This window comes from Paenibacillus sp. 01L418 (genome assembly GCF_056400045.1).
Genome location: NZ_JBFTSN010000088.1, coordinates 1 through 19701, shown reverse-complemented (window position 1 = coordinate 19701; position 19701 = coordinate 1). Strand labels below are relative to the sequence as shown.

Sequence of the window (19701 nt, the reverse complement as noted above, 5' to 3'; positions counted from 1 at the left end):
GGTTAACGTTAAAGAGGTACGTACTTATCGTGTAGTTGTTCAGGATCTGACACCAGAAGCCAAATACTATTACAAAGTAGGAAACACAACCAACGGTTATTCCGCGGTCTCTAGCTTTACTGCGCCTGCAGATCCTACGGCTAGGAAACCGTTTTCTTTTTTGATCACTCCTGATACGCAGGGAACATCCCCAAGCACGTATCAAAACACCGCCGACTTGTACGATTATATCAAGGCGAACCATCCGGATGCCGCATTTCTCGTCCATAATGGCGATGTAGTAGAGGATGCGAGTTTTTCAGACCACTGGCAGTATTTCTTTGATGCCGCTCAAAACCTTTCTAGTACGATGCCGATCATGGCTACCCCTGGTAATCATGACAATTCAATCTATGATAAAGATTCCATTCAGTATACAAACAGATTTAATTATACAACTCTGAAGAGACCAAGCGGTCTGTCTGAGGCTGCTGCTGGAACTGTGTATTCCTTTGAATATGGAGACGCTTTGTTCATCTCTCTTAATTCGTTTGGTCTGAATTCCAGTGATGATGCCGTACAATGGAAATTTCTGGCTGATGAGACGGCAGCGTCGACTAAAAAGTGGAAGGTCGTAAATCTGCACGCTTCGCCTTATGACCCGGGTTCAAGCCACTATGCAGTCGACAATGTAATCGGTAAAAAGTTTACCGATGCCGGCATCGATCTGGTTCTCGCCGGTCACGAGCATGCCTATGCCAGAACCACATTAAAGACAATCTCAACTGCGGCGGGAACAGGAAGCATTCAAAAAGCKAAGTTTGGCGAAGCGCCGACCTATGTCATAGGCGGATCGGTGTACAACTATGCGTACAGCCTGCACGGCAGCAATGACACGTCTTGGAACGACTATTTCTATGACCTTCGTATCAACAAGACGGGTACAGGTGGCGGATCCATCTATTCACCAGGTGTATATAGCAGAGCTGAGGTTACAAGCAATGCAATCATTTATAAAACGTATTATAAAGCGACAGGCTCTGACAAGCCTTTCCGAGTCATCGATGAATTCACCATTACCAAATCGGGGAACGAGATCACCCAGCCAACAGGCGGCGGCAAAGTGCCTGCCTCGGTGACATTTATGTTCGACAACTTCAATGAGGATACACGCAAGACGGTGAAAGACAAGTACATTGCCCGCTTTAACTGGGTAACTCCAGTAACAACAAAGTCGACGCAGCTCTTTTATGCGAAAAAATCCGACTTTGACAGCAACGGCGGCAAGTTCACGGATTTTGTTTTGGGAACCAATTTCACAGTAGATTTGAGGAGCAATATTGAGAATTTGAAGTATACAGGCGCAGGGACGCAATACTCAGTCGACCCGGTCCAAAGCCATAAAGCACAAACGGCTGTCCTCGAGCCGGGGACGGAGTATGTGTATAGCGTAGGTGACGGCGTTCAAAATGTGACGAGCGTTACAGCGCCTGCCAGCTTCATGACACCTGCCAGCAACATCGATACTTTTAACTTCAACTGGATTTCCGATGCCCAAGCAAACGATACCAGAGGTTATGCAGCAACGCTCGATAGTTATAATAAAATGAGTAAAAAGGCGCTGACGCAAGCCTTTACAGATTTTCCGGATGCTGCGTTTGTCCTGAGCTCGGGCGACCAGGTCAACTTTGGTTTCGACACATGGGAATGGGATGCATTCTTTGAGGCCAATCAGGATTTGTTCTCGAAAGTGCCGCTTTACATGGCGACGGGCAATCATGAGTTCGATGGAGCGGGCAACAGCTGGGCCAACAACAGCTGGACTCCTGTGGACCCAACGCTGCAGAACTTTTTAGGTCGCCACAATCCGCCTAAAAATGGTGCTTCCTTCTACGGCGGCGGTGACGGCACAGAGCGTATGGTTTCAGGTACGACGAAATTGCAGATCGAGTCCAGCAACTATTATTTTGTACATGGCGACACGCTGTTCTTGGTGATGGATTATCAGGATCAGAGCACCGCCGCGCAGATCAAAGCACAGCAAGACTGGATGAAAGCTGTCGTGAAACAAAATCCGACCAAATGGCGCGTTGGAATGTTTCACAAAACGTTGTTCGGATATCGGATGGCCTCTCCTGTAGCCTCCTGGACGAACGCTTTTGATGAAGCGGGAATTGATGTGGTGCTGATGGGACATGACCATATTTATGCCCGCACCAAGCTTCTCGCAAGCGGCAAAGTCGTTGCAGAGTACGGCGACGGGACAACCTATCTAACGAATTACTCTGCAAATAATGACAACCGTGGATCGTTATACAAAGAAAATCCTGCCATTGCGTACGTCGATATTAGAGAAGTCGGACGGGGATTTGCCAATATTTCGATTTCGCCTGATCAAATTAGAGTGACAAGCAAAGGTTTCGATAAAAACGATGAACTGCAAACCGGGGATGTTGACGTGCTGGTTACCAATAAACCACGTACTTATGATTTGAATGCCTGGAATTATCCAGCGGTTCCGCAGGAAGTCGATGAATTTACGATCACGAATATTGCCGTCAACGGGTTTGCCAAAGAAGGGCAAATATTGAATGCCTCGATTACGCCGGTGAGCGCTACTGCATCCTTCAAATGGGAAATCTCGAAGGACGGTACGTCTTGGACGACTATCGCTGGAGCAACAGCTGCTAATTACGCGATCAAAGCGGCGGACGTAGGTTCATATTTGCGAGCTGTTGCAACGGGAACAGGTTTTTATAACGGAGTTGTTACCAGCATAGCCACAGGCAAGGTCACTCCGCTTGCCAGCAGCGGCTCAGCAAAAATAAAAATCAAAACAGCAAACGATCTGGTTGCACTGTCACAGAAATTTGGCACGCCTGAATATCCATTTGACGGGAATTACGAACTGTCGGCGGATATTGATATGACAGATGTTACGTTTACATCGATCGGCAGAGACACGGTTCCAAAACAATTTATTGGGACATTTAACGGAAAAGGTTATATCATTCGAAATCTCAAAATTTCGTCCACTGACACTAGCACGGGCTTCTTCGCTTATATCGGAACTGGTGGAAGAGTAGTAAATCTAAATTTGGCGAATGTAGACATAACCGGTATGAATAGAACTGGAATTATTGCAGGGGTATCCAGCGGTACGATTGAAAACAGCTATGTGGACGGCAAAGTAACCGGCACCGGTTATACAGGCGGTATAGCAGGGCTGCTCTATGCGGGTACATTGCAAAACACGGTCATGAACGCAAATGTTAGCGGGACCACAGTAGGCGGCTTAATAGGAGGCACCAATTATAACGGTTCTGGTTGGTCGCTTATTCAACAAACAGTTGGAAATGTAATTTTAAATAACGATGTGAGAGGTACGGTTACAAGAATCGGTGCAACTCAATATACCGGTGGTATCGTCGGTGATATGGGCGGCGGTTCGGGCAGCGTGCTTCAGACCCTTAATGGCAATACATTCTCATCTGAAATTATTGGAAATCCTACGAAGCTGCTCGCAGGCTATTGGTCAGGCAGCAGGCCGATCGTTGAATCCAATCAAGTGAACTACTATGACAGCGCAAAGTTAAACACAAGCGGCATACCTTCGGGAACCGTCTCTGCTTTTGTAGCGAAGTCGGCAGCTGATTTTGCACAGCAAGCAACTTACGTGGCTTTGGGATGGGACTTTACGAGCATTTGGAAATGGGATGCCACGAATAACGCACCCGTGCCTCGCGTTCTTGAACTTGGCGGGGGCTCGGATAAAATAACAATCAAAACTTCAAGCGATTTGGTTGCATTGTCGCAGAATTTCGGTACGCCTGAATATCCGTATGATGGGAATTACGAGTTGTCGGCGGATATTGATATGAAGGATGTAGAGTTTGCCGCGATCGGCGGAAAAGACACATCAAAGCCATTTATAGGCACGTTCAACGGAAAAAGATATACGATAAGTAATCTCAAAATTTCAACGACAAACAGCAGTACAGGTTTCTTTGCCTACATCGGCAATGGAGGCAAAGTCGTAAATCTGAAATTGGTGAATGTCGATATTACCGGTGGCAATAGCACAGGTGCCATTGCAGGAACTTCCATGGGCACGATTGAAAACAGCTATGTGAGTGGTAAAGTCACCGGTGGAAGCATTACTGGCGGTATTGTAGGTACGCTCCATGCAGCCACTTTGCTAAATTCCTTCGTATCTGCAGATGTGAGTGGAACAACAGTTGGAGGCTTGATTGGCGGTACAGGTTGGAACAGTGCAGGTTCGCCTATTCCCGTTCGATATGAGACTTCGCCAACCGTCATTCTGAATAACTATGTGGGTGGAACGTTTAATAAGCTTGGCACATATTCCGGTGCAATGGTTGGTGATATGGGCGGTTCTGCTGGAAATCTGCTCCAAACCTTAAATGGCAATGTGGTAGCCAATGCAATTAATGGACCTGCCCCTGGTCCAATCGCAGGGTATTGGTCCAGCAGCAGGCCAATTGTGGACTCCAATAAAGTCAATTACTATGACGGAGCGCGTTTAAGCACTAGTGGGTTGCCTTCAGTGATTATCCCAGCATTTGCTTCAAAGTCGGCTGCTGATTTTGCACAGCAAGGAACCTTCGAAGCCTTGGGATGGGACTTTACGAACGTATGGTATTGGGATGCAACGAACAGCATTCCCGTGCCTCGAGTGCTTAATCTTGGTGAGGAAGAAGAAGGAACAATCTCTGCTCTAACTGTTGCCGGTGGAACGGTTGAAGTAGACGGTGCTGCCGCAGGAAGTTCTGCACAGGTTGAGGAAGGCTCGACGGTTAAAGTAACTGCGGCTGTTCCAAACGGACAACGCTTTGTAAAATGGAGTGCGGCAGGGCTTGCATATGGAAGCAACACAACAAATCCACTGACATTTACGATGCCGGCAAACCCGGTTTCATTGACGGCTGAATTCGAAAATGTACCGATGTCGAACGCGGATTTGAGTGATCTTAGGGTGGACGGTACGACAATAAGTGGATTTAACGCGAATACGCTGAGTTACACGCTGAATGTGCCAAACGTAAAAACCTCCGTGACGGTAGCGGCAACCGGGTCCGAATCGAAGGCAACCGTCGCTGTCGCAGGAGGCAGCAACCTGGTTGTTGGAGACAACACGATAATGGTTACTGTTACGGCGGAAGACGGAGAAACAACGAAGGTCTATACGATAATTGTAAAGCGCGGGACAGCGGGGCTATCTTCCAATGCCGAACTGAGCGATTTGAAAGTGGACGGCACGACAATAAACGGATTTAACGCCAATACGTTGAACTACACGTTGAATGTGCCAAACGTAAAAACTTCCGTGACGGTAGCGGTATATGCATCTGACACGAAGGCAACTGTCGCTGTCGCAGGCGGCAATAACCTGGTTGTTGGAGACAATATTATAACGGTGACCGTTACAGCAGAAGACGGAGAAACAACGAAGGTCTATACGGTTATCGCAAAGCGCGGGGCAGCGGATCTGTCTTCCAATGCCGAACTGAGCGATTTGAAAGTGGACGGCACGACAATAAACGGATTTAACGCCAATACGTTGAACTACACGTTGAATGTGCCGAACGGTCAAACCTCTGTGACGGTAGCGGCAACTGGGTCCGACTCGAAGGCAACTGTCGCTGTCGCAGGCGGCAACAGCCTGGTTGTCGGTGACAACGCCGTAACGGTAACTGTAACGGCAGAAGACGGAGCGACGAAGAAAGTATACACGATTACCGTGCAACGCGCCGCCGCCTCGACAGGCGGAGGAGGAACGACCGCACCTGCAACTGACAGCAAACAAACACTGCCTGCGGGCACAGGGGGGACGGCCCAGTTCGAAAAAAATGCCGTCACCATCGTGGTTCCTGCCGGAGCATCGGAGAAGCAATTGACGATTACGGTGGAGAAGGTGATCCAAACCTCGCAGCTCGTAACGAACAAGGACATTCTACTTAGCCCGGTCTATGAGATTCTGAAAAACTTTACAGAGAAATTCTTGAAACCGATCACGATCACGTTAACGTTCGATTCGGCAACAGTCGGAGCGAATCAGATCGCTTCTCTCTTCTATTACGATGAGGTGAAGAAGGTTTGGGTGGAAATCGGAGGGATGGTGAGCGGTAACCGGATTACGGCGGAAGTCGATCACTTCACGAAGTTCGCGGTATTCGCCGTAGCGAAGAAAGAGCCTGAAGAAAACACAGGTGCAGGCGCAACGTTCAGCGACGTAACAGGCCACTGGGCGGAAGCAAGCATCAAGAAAGCGGCTGCGAAGGGCATCGTCGACGGTTATGCTGACGGAACATTCAGGCCGAACGGCGAGATAACGCGCGCCCAATTCGTGGTGATGCTGGCCCGTGCTCTGAAGCTGGAAGGCAACGGAGCAGTACTGGCGTTTACCGATAAGGAACGCATCGGCGACTGGGCGAAGCAAGGTATCGCACAGGCCGTGAAAGCTGGCATCGTGAACGGGTATAGCGATGGTAGCTTCAGGCCGAACGCGAAGATCAGCCGCGCCRAGATGGTGACGATGATTGCTAATGCGCAGGGTCTGACCGCAAAAGCCAATGCGGCAACTGCGTTCGCGGATCATGCCGACATTCCGGCATGGGCGAAAGCCGCAGTATCAGCAACAGTTGAGAAAGGTATCGTTCAGGGCATCGGTGCCAATAAATTTGCGCCGAACCAAACGGCAACGAGAGCACAAGCAGCAGTCATCCTGCTTAGAGCGCTCGAGATATCCAGCAATTAAAGCTTTATCCTCTCTTTAAAGCCAGGCCCCCGGTAAATGAACCGGGGGCCTGAATTTTATAACAGCACCGGATGGTTTCCGAGAGAGACATTCACTAAACTGAGAAAGGAGTTGTCGCAGCGTTGCTTATTACCAGTTAATTACTCAAACTGCATAAGTCATATATTTAAAAAATAAGGAAGGGGCTGTCTCAAAAGTCATAGTTGACTTAGGGACAACTAAGATTGAAGCGAACGCCAATCGGTACACGTTCCCATTACAATTATGAGCGAATACATTGAGGAAAGGCCATGAAATAGGTATTGATTATTTTATTACTTACGCCAGTATTTAATTTGTTTAGTGCTCGGAATCAAGATGAATATTTACAAGTATTTTGGAGAAGTGCAGTATCCTGGTTTATTTTATAAGGCAGCTGTTTATTTTGAAGGTATAGCTGCAGCTCAATGGTTATGAGCTGAAGGCAGAGAGGATGGAACTGTTTTAGAAAGCTATATCAGTGGCTCAGAAGAAGATGAGCCTAGGTAATCTATCGCAATGGTTGGAGAAAAATAGTAAACGGATATAGATTTGTTCCGAATATTGATTATTAGGTTTACTCGCTATTTAGTATAAACAATATCAAATGGTTTACTTTTTGATTTTTTAGGTGCTATTAAACAAAAAATATTCAATGAGGTCATCAAACATTATTTAATGTTTTTTTTGAATTGTTTTAATTCAGTTAATAAATGGTCTAACTGTTTTTGCGATGTTTCTAACTGTTTTAAATGTTTATTTTGGCTTTGAGAACTCTTGTTACTGGATTTCACTAATGCTTCTAGGGCAAGACCAGCAGCGATTGCTGTTATACTATCTCCTAATGTAGTGATGGATGCTCCAATAAATGCAAGTTTAGCAACCTGAATATCTGTTGTATCAGATGTTCCATTTAATTCGCTTTTATTGTTGTTCATAGTCATTCTCTCCCTGCGTAGATCAAAAGTTAAAGGATTCCTTAATACTCACAACATATGCAATTAATGTGGGAAGAGGTACCTAGTTTGATTTAACTCGATGAATAGTTGATGTACATGGGCTGACTAGATTAGCTTGTTACCCTGGCAATGTAATCACTCAATTTATTGCCTTAAAGAGGTAAGGAGTTACTACTTTGATTCAAGTATCAGCGTAAATACGGAGAAACTTGACAAGGAGCAAGTGGTTAGATACCAAACCATGTAAAAAGAAAAGCCGAAATAGGAATCGGCTTCTGATAAATTAATTAGTCGTGATTCATAAAATACAAAAACCAAACTGCATGATTTTGTTCATCTGCTGCAGCTTGTGTAAACAAATCTTTAATAACAGGATTATCAGTTTTTCTTGCTATCTCATGATAAAAATCAACAATTTCTTGCTCAGCATTAAATGCTACGGATACTCCTTTTTGAAAATCTGTTTGGCATTCTTCTGTTCTTTCTGGAATTGGTTGTTTTCCAGTTAACCATGTGTATATTTGCGAAAACATGTTAAAATGTCTAATTTCATCATTTCTTATTTCGAGTATTTTATTTTTAATATCAGCGGTTGGAGCTTGATTTGCTAGTTGTTCATAGCAGTAAATGGCAGAATATTCTCCATTTAAAGATTTTGATAATTCTCCAATACCAATAAACATCATATCTTCAGAAGGATTTTGTGTCTGATTTAACGCAAGAAAATGTTTTTCAACTTCATTTAAGTGTTTGCGGTATTCGCCGCCATAGTAGAGATGCAATGGATGGTCCATATATTCATATTTATCAGCAAGCATTTTGAAAGTTGAAGCCAGTTTCAAATGATATTGCCATGCTAATCTATTACTTATTTTATTCAAAAGATTCACTCCTTAAAATTAGGCTCAAACCCATCATATGCAGTTACCTATTAGTGGGAGTGGGCTTTCTCTATAGGAACATCACTGGATATTGAGGAACGTAGGAGGGGAAGTATTTGCAAAGACAGATGAAACAATCCAGTTGGAATGATGGATTCAAACGGCAACGAAAAAGTGAGGTTTTCGGTTGTTTAGAAGTAAAGATYGGTCGGTATGGAAAAGAACGTGTCGATTATATGACATTTCTAAAGCTGAAGTATTACAATTTTTGCAATGATAGTCGAGTGAATTATCTCTATATTGCTATTTAATTACCTGAATTGAAATTTTGTCTTCTAAGACTATGGATGAAAAAGATATTGTTTCATGACGAAAATACTATTTCTTCCCTTCAAACCGGTGATCGGAATTAGAAGATTGTCTAGAAAGTCTGATTGCCTTTTTTGGAGGGTCTTTTCGTGTTATAGGTGGTGAAATGCTATTACTGCGCGGTGAAGACAAGCGCTTTATCTTTGCAACGAATAATCGATTTATCTTCGAAGATTAGAAAATTTTCTCAATTGGCTTCGTACGCATACCCCCACAAACGACATTATAAATCCGAAACTACTTTATTAACGAAAGTGAAGGGAGCGGCTCATGAAACAATCGAAAGCGGTAACGCTTATAAGCCGGATCTACCAAAACCAACATCCGTTATTTGATTCCGAGGAGACAGCTAAAGCAGCAATTGACGATATCGATATTTTCCAAGTCGCTCCCCAAGTTTATTATTTATTGAAGAGCAGCGGCTTATTGGAGGCCGTGCCTTCCGAGCACCGAAGCAGGATTAAATCGGGCGTGGATGCTGTTTTGTTTCAAAACATGCTGATCCGCTCCGAGATGTACAAGCTTCTTGATGCGTTTGAGCGTTCAGGAATTCAAGTGATCGTGCTGAAAGGCATTCGGTTGTCTGAACGTTTTTTTGGACATTTTTCGGGCAGGGGAACATCCGATATCGATCTGCTTGTACGTCCAGAAGATTTGGATAAGGCGGTTGCCCTATTGGAGCGCCATGAGTTTATCCGGTATATAGAAGACGATGCGGATCATTTCCATATGCTGTTGAATAAATTTTATGCGAATGAGGATTTCCCGCTGCTCGGGGTGGAGCTGCATTGGAATATTTTGCGTGAACATGTCTCGGATACGGATATGAGCTGCTTTTGGATGGATGCAGAACCGATTTCTCCCTATCAATTGGTGAAGGAGCTTTCGGCCAAGGACACCTTTTACTACCTATGCCTTCATGGCTATAACCATAATATGTTATCACTGAAGTACGTTATCGATATTTTGCACGTCCTGAGATGCTGTAGCGCAGAAATAGACTATGGCCAGCTCTTTGCACAGGCAAAGAGCGATGGGAACTATGCCAAAGTACTTATTGCGCTGACAATTGTCTATGACTTGTTTCCCGAGCTGCATGAAACCAAGCCGCTAAACGTACGGAGACGCTGGCCGCTTTGGAATATCGAACTGATGCGAAATGCCCAATTCGGGATCAGAAACTGGCGATTTTATGGCTTCCATCTGTTTTCTGCCTTCGTCGCCTACGATTCGGTTAAACAACAGTGGGCGCATCTGCGTTATTTACTGCTGCCGCCAAGAGATTATGCCTTGGACCTATTAAAGTATGCCAATAGATCAGATGTCCCGGATTCGAATGAGCCGATGAGCAAAATCTATGCCAAAATCTATAAGAGAAGACTACAATTTTGGATTCGAACCATTCGTGCCAAACAAAAGAAGAATTAAATCGAATATTCTTGTTTTATATATACAAAAAGCAGGTATTAATACATTTTATCATAGTATTATTTTACTAAATTTCATAAATATCATTGACTATCACTATAATATGACATAAATTCCTTGAAAGGAGGTGAATGAAATGAAAAAATATGAAGCTCCTAAAGTACTTACGCAGCATACTGTCGAATTTGGAACAGCGAGACCAAGCGATAAAGTCGGTGGCTACGAATGGTGCCAAAAACGTAATTTTAAACCTATGTTTTGCAGGCATTATATTGGAGGCTAACTAGAAAGCAATGATAGATTTTATCTGAGAAGCGGAGCTAACGATCGAGTTTGCTCCCTTTTTATTCTCAGGAATAACTTCTGAAGAACGGGCGGTGCATAATGACGTACACACTGCATACACAGGTCGGCAGGAGTTCGATCGATTTTCAAATTCAAACTACCTTTTTATATGATGAATTGACCGCGCGTTTTCGTTCCTTTAAAGCAAGTGGAAATCTTGAAGCGCCTGACATTCAGGTGGAGGTCTACGACTTTTACGGGAAACCTTTCGACGACGGTCCTGTCGAGATTCAAGAGAACGGCGGCGAATATGTCTATATCCGTGCGGACTATAAGCTGGTGACAACACCTGATTACAGCCAGGCAAAAATTTATGTTCACGATGACCTTGCACTCAAGCACGCCTTAATCAATCTCTACAGCGCCTGGCTGATCTATCGGCGCGCAGGGCTGCTCATCCATTCGTCATGCGTGGTGGAGGATGACCGCGCTTGGATGTTCGCCGGGCCATCGGGAGCAGGCAAGTCGACGGTAGCTGATCTTTCCGTTCCCCGTCCTATTCTTTCCGATGAGGCTACGCTCCTATTGTTTGAGCCGGATGGTTCGATTACAATCCACGATTCCCCATTTCGGAGCGAAATGGAAGAAGCATGCGAGCTTCCAAGCAGTCCCTTGGCAGGCATTCATTTTCTGATTCAATCGCAGGATGTAAGGCGGGTAGGTATCCGCAAAGGCGACGCGCTGATTTCTTTGCTGGATAAGGTTTTTTATTGGGAGCATAACAAGCTGGAAACGGCAAAGATGATTGCACTTTGCAAGCAGGCAGCAGAAGGTGTACCGGCTTATGAGCTATATTTTCAGAAAAACGATACCTTTTGGGGAGTGATATCATGACGATAATGGTAAACAAAACACTGCTGAGACGGGAAAATATCGAGACGGCTGAGCTGGATGGCGAGTGGCTGCTGCTGAACATCGACACCCACGCCATCACGAAAGTGAACGAGCTTGGAGGTTATATTTGGTCGATTCTTCCCGAATTTCCAACTGTCGCAGAGCTGGCCGAAAAAGTACATACCGAATACGGCGTTGAGATGGAAGTTGTCCTCGATGACGTTCAGGCGTTTGTTGAAATGCTGATTGAGGCCGGACTGCTAATAAATGCATGATTTGACGCCAATTATGTCAGCAGTAATCCAGCGAACCGGAAAGATCGAGCTGCCCTCTGCGGGTATCAGCATGTATCCCTTGATCAAGGAAGGAAACGTAAGCACTTTCTTGTCCGTGCAACGGGAAAAATTGAAAATTGGCGATATCTGTTTATTTGTTACGGACCAAGGTGCGTTGATCGGACACCGGCTGTACGCCGTAAAGCAGGACGGCTCAAAGGAATTATTTATCTTCAAGGGAGATACATGCTATGAGCCGGATGATCCCGTAACGTTCACAAGCATTCTGGGTCGATGGTCCGGCGTTCGCCGTAACAATCATTTTCAAGCTGCGAATCATTGGAGATCCAGGCTGCTTGCTGTACTGGCTTTGCGTGTACCAAAATGGCACAAAGTGATTCGATGGTGCGCAGTAAGAAACGAGCGTTATATGTAACTGCCGGAGAGTGGCATTGAAAAAGGAGTATTTTAAATTGAAAACGGAGAATGCGAAGCGGGAAGCTGGTAAACCTGTTAACGGCGTCGCAGTAGAACAACAGGATACGGAGAATCCATGGCTCCGTATAAGGGCGGATGTGGATTTCAACCTACGACGATTTTGGCATTACGAGGTTGTTTTCAAGACCTTAACCATGGAAATGGTGGACGGGCAAGGGAAAACCATCATGACCTTCCATAAGAATAACATGATCGATGTATCCGTTCGCGAGGCTTTCGGCGGAGCATCGTTTTTTATTATAACCGGTGATGGCGAGATAGAAGCTGCGAGATTCTCGCTTCCGTACATTGAACCTTTCCGACAGGCTGTTCCCGCGATAAGGAACTGGCTGGCGGAAAGGGACGAAACTGGAGGTCTTACCCTCCCAGCTCTAGAAGAAAGTACGGAAACGTATAGATGCTCAAAATGCGACAAAACCGTCTCTCCCGGTACAAGCAAGTGTTTAAACTGCAGCAGCAAATGGTCCATGCTGCGCAGGTTGGCGGCTTATTGTACCCCGTACCGAAGCCCCATGCTGGTAAGTGCGCTGCTGCTTGTTTTATCCGTATTTATTGAAGTGATCCCACCCTATTTGATCAAAATGATTGTGGATGAAGTGGCCAAACCGTTTGGAAGCTTGAACGTGCTTTTTGCATTGGCAAGCGGTTTGGCCCTTGTACAGGTCTTATCTGCTGCGATGCAAGTCATTCGAAGCTACCTTGGCGTTCGTATAGGCGGGAAACTGGTAGGGGCGATCCGCCGGGATATGTTCGGCGCTTTGATGAAGCTTTCGATGCGCTTCTTCGATCACCGCCAGGTCTCTCAATTTATCGGCCGTATCCAGGATGATACCGATGAATTAAAAGAATTTTTGACAAACGGCATGGTGTATCTAGTCACGCAGATGCTGCTCGCCGTAGGCATCCTGTTTATGCTATTCCATCTGAATTGGCAGCTGGCAGCGATGATTCTGATCCCGACCCCATTCTTGTTTGCTGGATTCTATTGGCTGTGGAAGAGGCTGAGCTCACTTTGGTATTCGCAATGGCAATCTGCTTTGCATGTCAACAATGTGATTGGCGAAGCGCTACAAGGCATTCGAGTCATTAAAGCCTTTGCGCAGGAAAATGCCGAGAAAAACCGTTTTGACAAGGTGAATAATCATTGGATCAATCGCACGATTTCCTTCGGTAATCTTTGGCTTGGYGTATCTCCGATTTTTACGGTACTGACGGCTGTGTTCGGCATCGCTGTTTGGTATTTGGGAGGACGATCGGTCATGTCCGGCACCATGTCTATTGGAACATTGACCGCCTTTACGACCTATTTGCTTATGTTCTTCGGGCCTGTTCAAGCCTCCGGACAGCTATTAAGCTGGCTAAACCGCTCGCTTGGCTCGGCCGAACGGATTCTCGAAATCATCGATGCCAAGGTTGATGTCCCTGATAAGCTGGACGCGGTAGAGCTTTCTTCCGTTTCTGGCGAGATCCGCTTTCAAGGTGTACGTTACGGGTATGAAGTGGAACGACCGGTGCTAAAAGATATTAACCTCACTATACGTCCCGGTGAAATGATCGGACTGGTTGGCCGCTCCGGTGCAGGGAAAACGACTCTCATAAACATGATTTGCCGATTTTATGACCCGAATGCTGGAAGCGTTGCGCTTGACGGGCACGACTTGAGAGATATCCGGCAGGAGAGTCTCCGGAAGCATATTGGCGTCGTGCTTCAGGAAACGTTTTTGTTCGATGGTACGATTGCCGAGAACATAGCCTACGGCCGTCCGGATAGTCCGCCGGAGACCATTATCGCAGCTGCCCACGCCGCGAATGCCCACGATTTTATTTGTCGTCTGCCGGAAGGCTACGATACGCGGGTTGGGGAACGCGGACACCGTTTATCGGGCGGGGAGAAACAGCGAATCGCAATTGCGAGAGCGCTGCTGCTTGATCCGGAGATTTTGATCTTAGATGAAGCGACAGCATCTGTAGATACGGAGACGGAGCGGCTCATTCAAGAAGCGTTAAGCCGCTTATTCCGGGGAAGAACCACTATCGCGATTGCCCATCGCCTATCCACTTTACGTCATGCAGACAGGCTTGTAGTCCTCGACCAAGGCCGCATTGTTGAAATGGGGACGCATGAAGAGCTTTACGCGAAACAAACGCATTATTATCGTTTGGTCGAATCGCAAAAACAAACAGCGAAAATACCATCGGAGGTCGGATAAGATGAACCCGTTATTCTTTTTAAGCCGTTCGGAGCTGAGTCAAATCCGWTTGTTCCGATCTTCTGAAGGTATTTTGCATTTGGAGCAGGAAGGTAAGGGTTTTGCCCGTGTAACACTTATTCGCAGTTTTCCGTATACAATGCCCGACAGGTTCATCTCGGTTCGCTCGGCGGAAGGGCGTGAAATTGCAATGATACAGGATGTGAAGCTTCTCGCGGAAGATAGCTTTCAGACGGTACGAGAAGAGCTTGACCGAAATTATATGATTCCTGTCATTAAACAAATCCTGACTGTTAGAAAAAGAGGCAGCGAGTGGTATTTGCAGGTCGATACGAATTATGGCACGACAGCATTGGTCATGGATAACCTTCATGAAAATATCCAACCCGTAACGGAAAGCCGCTGGATGGTAACGGACAATGAAGGACGCCGCTTCGAGCTGTCCGATCCGGAGCAGATGGATGCCCGAAGCCGTGAATATTGGAAGAAGCTGATCTGATATACGGTTTGTAAAAGTCAGGAGGTATTCGTTTGGAAATCAAAGGGTCATCCTCATATGAAAACACTGACTTTTTTTGTTAACTACTTATCGAGAAGAAACCGCGCAGACTCTGTCAATACCTATTAAATGAATGCACCCGCTCGCTTGAAATACGTAAATCTGCCCGTGAATAACAAGACAAAGAATCAATGAAATAAATGTTGAGAATACAATTAAGACTAATCAGATGATAGGAAGAGAAGTTATTTTTATGTCTCAAATAGAAATCATCATACATTGACAACATCTGTCGGATGACAAGAATATGAGCCGATTAATGACCGCCTAAATCGCGGTTTTTTTGTTGAAGAAAAATAGATATTAATATGATAATTTCACGGCTGGAAGGATTCATGCGTTCATATCGTAGAACCCTGGACTCTTCCAAATTACCATTGTTTTAGCTAGTTTGTCCGCTGAATACTTCTTCGATTCGTTTCGGGTACAAACGGAAGTTTCCGTTGCATCCACAGGTGCTGCTCTGAAAAAAGTATTGCATCATTGTTCTCATTTCTCCAGATTGTCCTTAGGTTTCTTGTATAACCTTAGCTGCTGTGGATCAGGCTTGTCTATTACGATGTTGTTAATTAAATCTTCTTTGTAGAAGTACCTATTTTCCTCATTCCACACATTCTTCGCATGAGATTACAAAGAACATATATTTAATGTGAATAGTGATTTACTCCTAATGGTTGCTGGCTATTCATGTTTGAATAGGCATATACCTGTGAGTTTGTTATTTGTGTAAGTGAAATTTGATTACAGATATTGGGAATTTGTTGTAGTTGTTGTAGTGCCATTTGATGTTCTTGTAAAGCTGTTTGAATAATTTGTGCAGCTTGTTGAGTTTGCTTTGACACTAGCTGTTTTATCCTCTTTTATGGGTTGACTTATAACTTGAATACAAGCACAAGCACAATTATTTCCATTGACGACTTGATTAATGTGTTCGAGAGTAGATAAACAATGCATTAATAATCGCCAACAAATACCCCCAGTGTAACTGAGGGTATTTAAGTAATCTAATTCAACATTTAAGCACGATCACGATCTCGAGCACGATTTCTAGCACCCGCTAATCCAAGTAAACCTAAAAGACCAAGCCAACCCCAATTTGAACCACGATTATCTGATGTTGCATTTGTTCTATAGTTGTTAGCGTTCAAAGATGTATTGTAATTATTGGTTCGATAATTTTGATAGTCATCTGTATTTAATGCACGATTAGTGTCATTAGTGACGCGATTGACATCGTAACGAAGCTCTTGTCCCGGTGTATTAGCGTTACTTTCCGCTGATACAGAAATTGAGTTGAACATCATTAAACAGCTGATAAAGCCAATTAATAAAATATTTTTCATTTGATTACCTCGCTCTGTTTTGATTTTAATACAATGATATGTTTTGTAGTAAAGCTTAAATTTATACAAAAAATTAATTGTTATTAAAGGCGTGGCGGAAAATGTTTTGCGTCTTTGGCTATCACGTTTCTTTTATTCCAACAATCCCAATTCCTCATATACCTTATTTGATACAACACCGTTCTGCGCCAAATGATGATCACGTTGAAAATTTTTCACAGCCGTAGTTGTATTCGAGCGAAATTTTCCATTACATATTCCATTAAAGTATCCGGAGCTCTTTAAACGAGACTGAATTAGTTGTACATCTCCTCCGACGTCACCTTCCGCCAAATCCCTCGGTTCATGATTCGGATCCCCCAATATGTGTCCATATATCGTTACTTTAGCCCCGAGTGGAGTCATTTCGAATAATTCAATGACATCATTGTTGCGCATACGTATACAACCGTGACTCAAATGCTGCCCGATAGAAAACGGTTTGTTCGTGCCGTGAATGCCATAATTCCCCCAAGGGACGTTTAATCCTAGCCATCGTGGACCAAAAGAGGGACCCCAGTTTTCTCCCTTATATACGACTTTGTATTCCCCAACAGGGGTTGGAGTGGACGGATTATCGACGGCGACGATATAAGTTTTAATTTCCTTTCCCTGTGCCCGTACTATTAATCTGTGTTGTTGAGGATAAACTTCGATAGAAAACCCTCTTTGATCAGTTACGATCGGTAGCGAAGGTTCGGCATTAGTTGTTTGAAAATTGATTACCTCAATCGCGCTCAAAATAAGCAAAGCTATTGCAAAAACTCGAAGAAAGAGGAAAGTTATTTTTCGATTCATCTGTAGTCACCATAAAATTTATTTTCTTAGCTATTGCTGTAGCTTATCCTCTGATCTAATTTTTCATTCTGAATAATGACATTTAATCATTGCACATTTTTTTGTTTGGTAATATATCGACCTCAATTTTAGGAAGCCCCAATTTATTGTAGTGATTTATAAAAACTCGATCAATTGTAACAACCGTTTAAAGGCTTTCTACCCGAATGATTTTTTATTCTGGTCATTAGTAATTCACTTTCAATTGTTAGTTTGTGTCTAACAAATGGGGTGTAGTTTAATTGGCCCTGAGCTTTGCCATGCTTTAACATCTCTAATGAAAGGCAAATGGCAGATTTATATATTATCAATAGAATCATTTGACTGAGATACAGAAACAAAGAATGCTGCATTTCGAATTCATTCGAAATGCAGCATAGAGAATGGTGAAGCATCATTTATTGTATCCTTCTGAGAAGTTTTAATACAAAAATATATAAATCATATGCAGAATCAAAACAAAAAACTTCTAATTATAGGAATTTCGACTGTTTCAGCAATTGCATTTCATTGATATAAAAATTAGTATTGATTCCGAGCAAGAAATTGCCAACCTTTCTCTTTGCAGGTACGGAAGCAATTCCGTTATCAGTAAGCAATGTATCACATTCTTCAATCTCCATCTTTGCTTGATCAATGAGAGCATCCAGTATTTTTTTAAGTCTTTAATATCTCCTCCTGAGATATTATATCCATTAGTGGATAATGCATAGATGTACGCCATTGCCTAGAATTTGGGCGAAATATAGATTAGTCTGAAACTGAAGCAGCATTATCACCTTTCCAGATTATCCATACGAGAATACCCATCGATACGACTCCACCAAGTAATCCTAATGCCATATCTTTTTGCGTATCAAAGATATCACCTTGCATTCCAACAAATTTGGCTTCGCCACCTGGTCCGGCTATTAAGGCGGCAGACATTTCTAAGATCTCGAATAGTGCGCTAAAACTGAGCACAACGGCAACTGGCAGAGCTATTGACCAAATTCCGCGTAACTTAACTTTGGATTTTAAAATCTCATAGAATGGAAAAGCAAAGAACAATCCAAAGAAGAAATGAACGACTCGATCGTAATAGCTTCTTCTTGTATGAAACAATGTTTTTAGCCAATGGTCAAATGGTGTGCCTTCATATGTATAATGTGCCGCATAAGTATGAAGACAAAAGAAAACAAGCATCAGAAGATAGGACAGATTTGAAAAACGAAACCATTTATAAGTGAAAATAAGGATAAGGATAACCAAGATTAGCGGTAAGCTATCAGCTAGCCATTGAGATCGCTCAGTGGGTGATATGGCCATAAGACCAAAAAATAGGATGAAGATGAAGATCATGAATTTTAAAGGTTTATTTCGAGCAAAAGGAATGCTTGTACTTGTCCAATCCATTCGTTCTTTAGTCATGGGAATTTCACTCCTTACATTGGTGATCGTATGATTCCCGGTTTTAGAAAAATAAATACAGATCGCTGGCAAGTAATGAATCAGCAAATCAAATTTTAGTGGAAGCCAAAATTATCGCAGCAAAAAAAGAGTGAATACCGAAGACCGTGGGAGGTGCAAGATGCAAGAGAAGTAACGTAGTGCTTTCTAAACGGGATGCTGGGATAGTATTAATCCCAGACAACCCAATTGGAATAGAAGTCATTTAGATGATGATCCAGACGGTAAGTAATTATAGATCTGGTGGAGTAAAGACTTTAATTGCTTATTTGGACGAGGTTCCAGAAGATCAAGCTCATTAAATGTACTTACAATGTGGCGGCCTTTTAATCGAATGTACGGTTTTAGTTTTTTTGATTTCTTCTTCATGCTAATCACTAAGACCTCCTGAAATTTATGATAATGGCTTATTTTATGTCTAAGGAAGGCAGATCGCCTGTGCATTCGCCAAAAGTGTTGTATCTTCTAAAGGGTTATATAGATGACTTGCTGTGAGTGCGATCGAGCAACAAAATTCGTTGAATACAGAACTACATGGAAGGACTTAATGGGATGCATAACGGAAGAAGTACCCGAGCAGCCGAATGTATGAAGCTAACTGTCCTACCTTACATAAAAAATACCCTCCGGATGTTTGGGAGGGCTAGACGGACTTAGATATGGTAGTCATATATCTTATGCTATGAATAAAAAAACGTGAGTCAATTGTTTTTACACGGGACTGACCCCATAACGTGAGACAAATCAAAACACCTTCAAGAAAATGCAACCATGTCGTAAGATATGGAGACAACCTTGGAGGTGTTTTTACGTTGGCAACAAGAGTAAGTTATCCAGTGGAAATAAAGGCAAAAGCAATTGAAATGAGAATAGCAGGGATACCGGTCAAAGAGGTAATGG

At 43.8% G+C, this 19701-nt stretch carries 14 protein-coding genes and 1 pseudogene; 8 read left to right on the top strand and 7 right to left on the bottom strand.

The genetic code is table 11. From position 1 onward, the window contains the following. Positions 1-160 precede the first annotated feature (160 nt). On the top strand, positions 161-6757 hold the full coding sequence (locus AC1DSE_RS13615) for an S-layer homology domain-containing protein (protein WP_477527783.1): 6597 nt from the start codon (positions 161-163) through the stop codon (positions 6755-6757). Between the two features lie 689 nt (positions 6758-7446). Here AC1DSE_RS13615 and AC1DSE_RS13610 read toward each other — a convergent pair. Both AC1DSE_RS13610 and AC1DSE_RS13605 read right to left on the bottom strand, forming a co-directional pair. Then, a complete protein-coding gene (locus tag AC1DSE_RS13610) occupies positions 7447-7713 on the bottom strand; it encodes a translation initiation factor 2 (RefSeq protein ID WP_441880531.1) in 267 nt (88 codons plus the stop codon). A gap of 308 nt (positions 7714-8021) precedes the next feature. After that, positions 8022-8615, bottom strand: a complete 594-nt coding sequence (locus AC1DSE_RS13605) for a ferritin-like domain-containing protein (RefSeq protein WP_477508862.1) — start codon at positions 8613-8615, stop codon at positions 8022-8024. A gap of 639 nt (positions 8616-9254) precedes the next feature. On the opposite strand from AC1DSE_RS13605, the gene AC1DSE_RS13600 reads away from it, so the two are divergent. The 7 genes from AC1DSE_RS13600 to AC1DSE_RS13570 all read left to right on the top strand — a co-directional run bounded on the left by AC1DSE_RS13600 (position 9255) and on the right by AC1DSE_RS13570 (position 15073). Continuing rightward, positions 9255-10412, top strand: a complete 1158-nt coding sequence (locus AC1DSE_RS13600) for a nucleotidyltransferase domain-containing protein (RefSeq protein WP_441880537.1) — start codon at positions 9255-9257, stop codon at positions 10410-10412. Positions 10413-10548: 136 nt separating this feature from the next. Continuing rightward, entirely contained in the window at positions 10549-10695 is a 147-nt protein-coding gene (locus AC1DSE_RS13595) for a hypothetical protein (protein ID WP_157265932.1), read from the top strand. A 101-nt stretch (positions 10696-10796) separates the two neighbouring features. After that, on the top strand, positions 10797-11591 hold the full coding sequence (locus AC1DSE_RS13590) for a hypothetical protein (protein ID WP_477508860.1): 795 nt from the start codon (positions 10797-10799) through the stop codon (positions 11589-11591). Continuing rightward, positions 11588-11866, top strand: coding sequence for a PqqD family protein (locus tag AC1DSE_RS13585; protein ID WP_477508859.1), 279 nt, complete (start codon positions 11588-11590; stop codon positions 11864-11866). The genes AC1DSE_RS13590 and AC1DSE_RS13585 overlap by 4 nt, the downstream gene beginning before the upstream one ends. Then, a complete protein-coding gene (locus AC1DSE_RS13580) occupies positions 11859-12302 on the top strand; it encodes a S24/S26 family peptidase (protein ID WP_477508858.1) in 444 nt (147 codons plus the stop codon). The genes AC1DSE_RS13585 and AC1DSE_RS13580 overlap by 8 nt, the downstream gene beginning before the upstream one ends. Before the next feature lie 37 nt (positions 12303-12339). Next, positions 12340-14574: an ABC transporter ATP-binding protein gene (locus tag AC1DSE_RS13575; protein WP_477508857.1), complete on the top strand. Its 2235-nt coding sequence runs from the start codon at positions 12340-12342 to the stop codon at positions 14572-14574. 1 nt (position 14575) lies between these two features. Next, on the top strand, positions 14576-15073 hold the full coding sequence (locus AC1DSE_RS13570) for a DUF1854 domain-containing protein (RefSeq protein WP_441880547.1): 498 nt from the start codon (positions 14576-14578) through the stop codon (positions 15071-15073). A gap of 454 nt (positions 15074-15527) precedes the next feature. Here AC1DSE_RS13570 and AC1DSE_RS13565 read toward each other — a convergent pair. The 5 genes and pseudogenes from AC1DSE_RS13565 to AC1DSE_RS13545 form a co-directional block, all read right to left on the bottom strand. Next, positions 15528-15745, bottom strand: a pseudogene (locus AC1DSE_RS13565) (manganese catalase family protein); the annotation flags it as partial. Positions 15746-15777: 32 nt separating this feature from the next. After that, positions 15778-15975 carry a hypothetical protein gene (locus AC1DSE_RS13560; protein ID WP_477508856.1) on the bottom strand — a complete coding sequence of 66 codons (198 nt, stop codon included), beginning with the start codon at positions 15973-15975 and terminating at the stop codon, positions 15778-15780. Between the two features lie 174 nt (positions 15976-16149). Beyond that, positions 16150-16476: a WGxxGxxG family protein gene (locus tag AC1DSE_RS13555; RefSeq protein ID WP_339204196.1), complete on the bottom strand. Its 327-nt coding sequence runs from the start codon at positions 16474-16476 to the stop codon at positions 16150-16152. A 132-nt stretch (positions 16477-16608) separates the two neighbouring features. Beyond that, positions 16609-17313 carry a L,D-transpeptidase family protein gene (locus AC1DSE_RS13550; RefSeq protein ID WP_477508855.1) on the bottom strand — a complete coding sequence of 235 codons (705 nt, stop codon included), beginning with the start codon at positions 17311-17313 and terminating at the stop codon, positions 16609-16611. Positions 17314-18102: 789 nt separating this feature from the next. Continuing rightward, positions 18103-18762 carry a DUF2238 domain-containing protein gene (locus AC1DSE_RS13545; protein WP_477508854.1) on the bottom strand — a complete coding sequence of 220 codons (660 nt, stop codon included), beginning with the start codon at positions 18760-18762 and terminating at the stop codon, positions 18103-18105. Between the last annotated feature and the right edge of the window lie 939 nt (positions 18763-19701).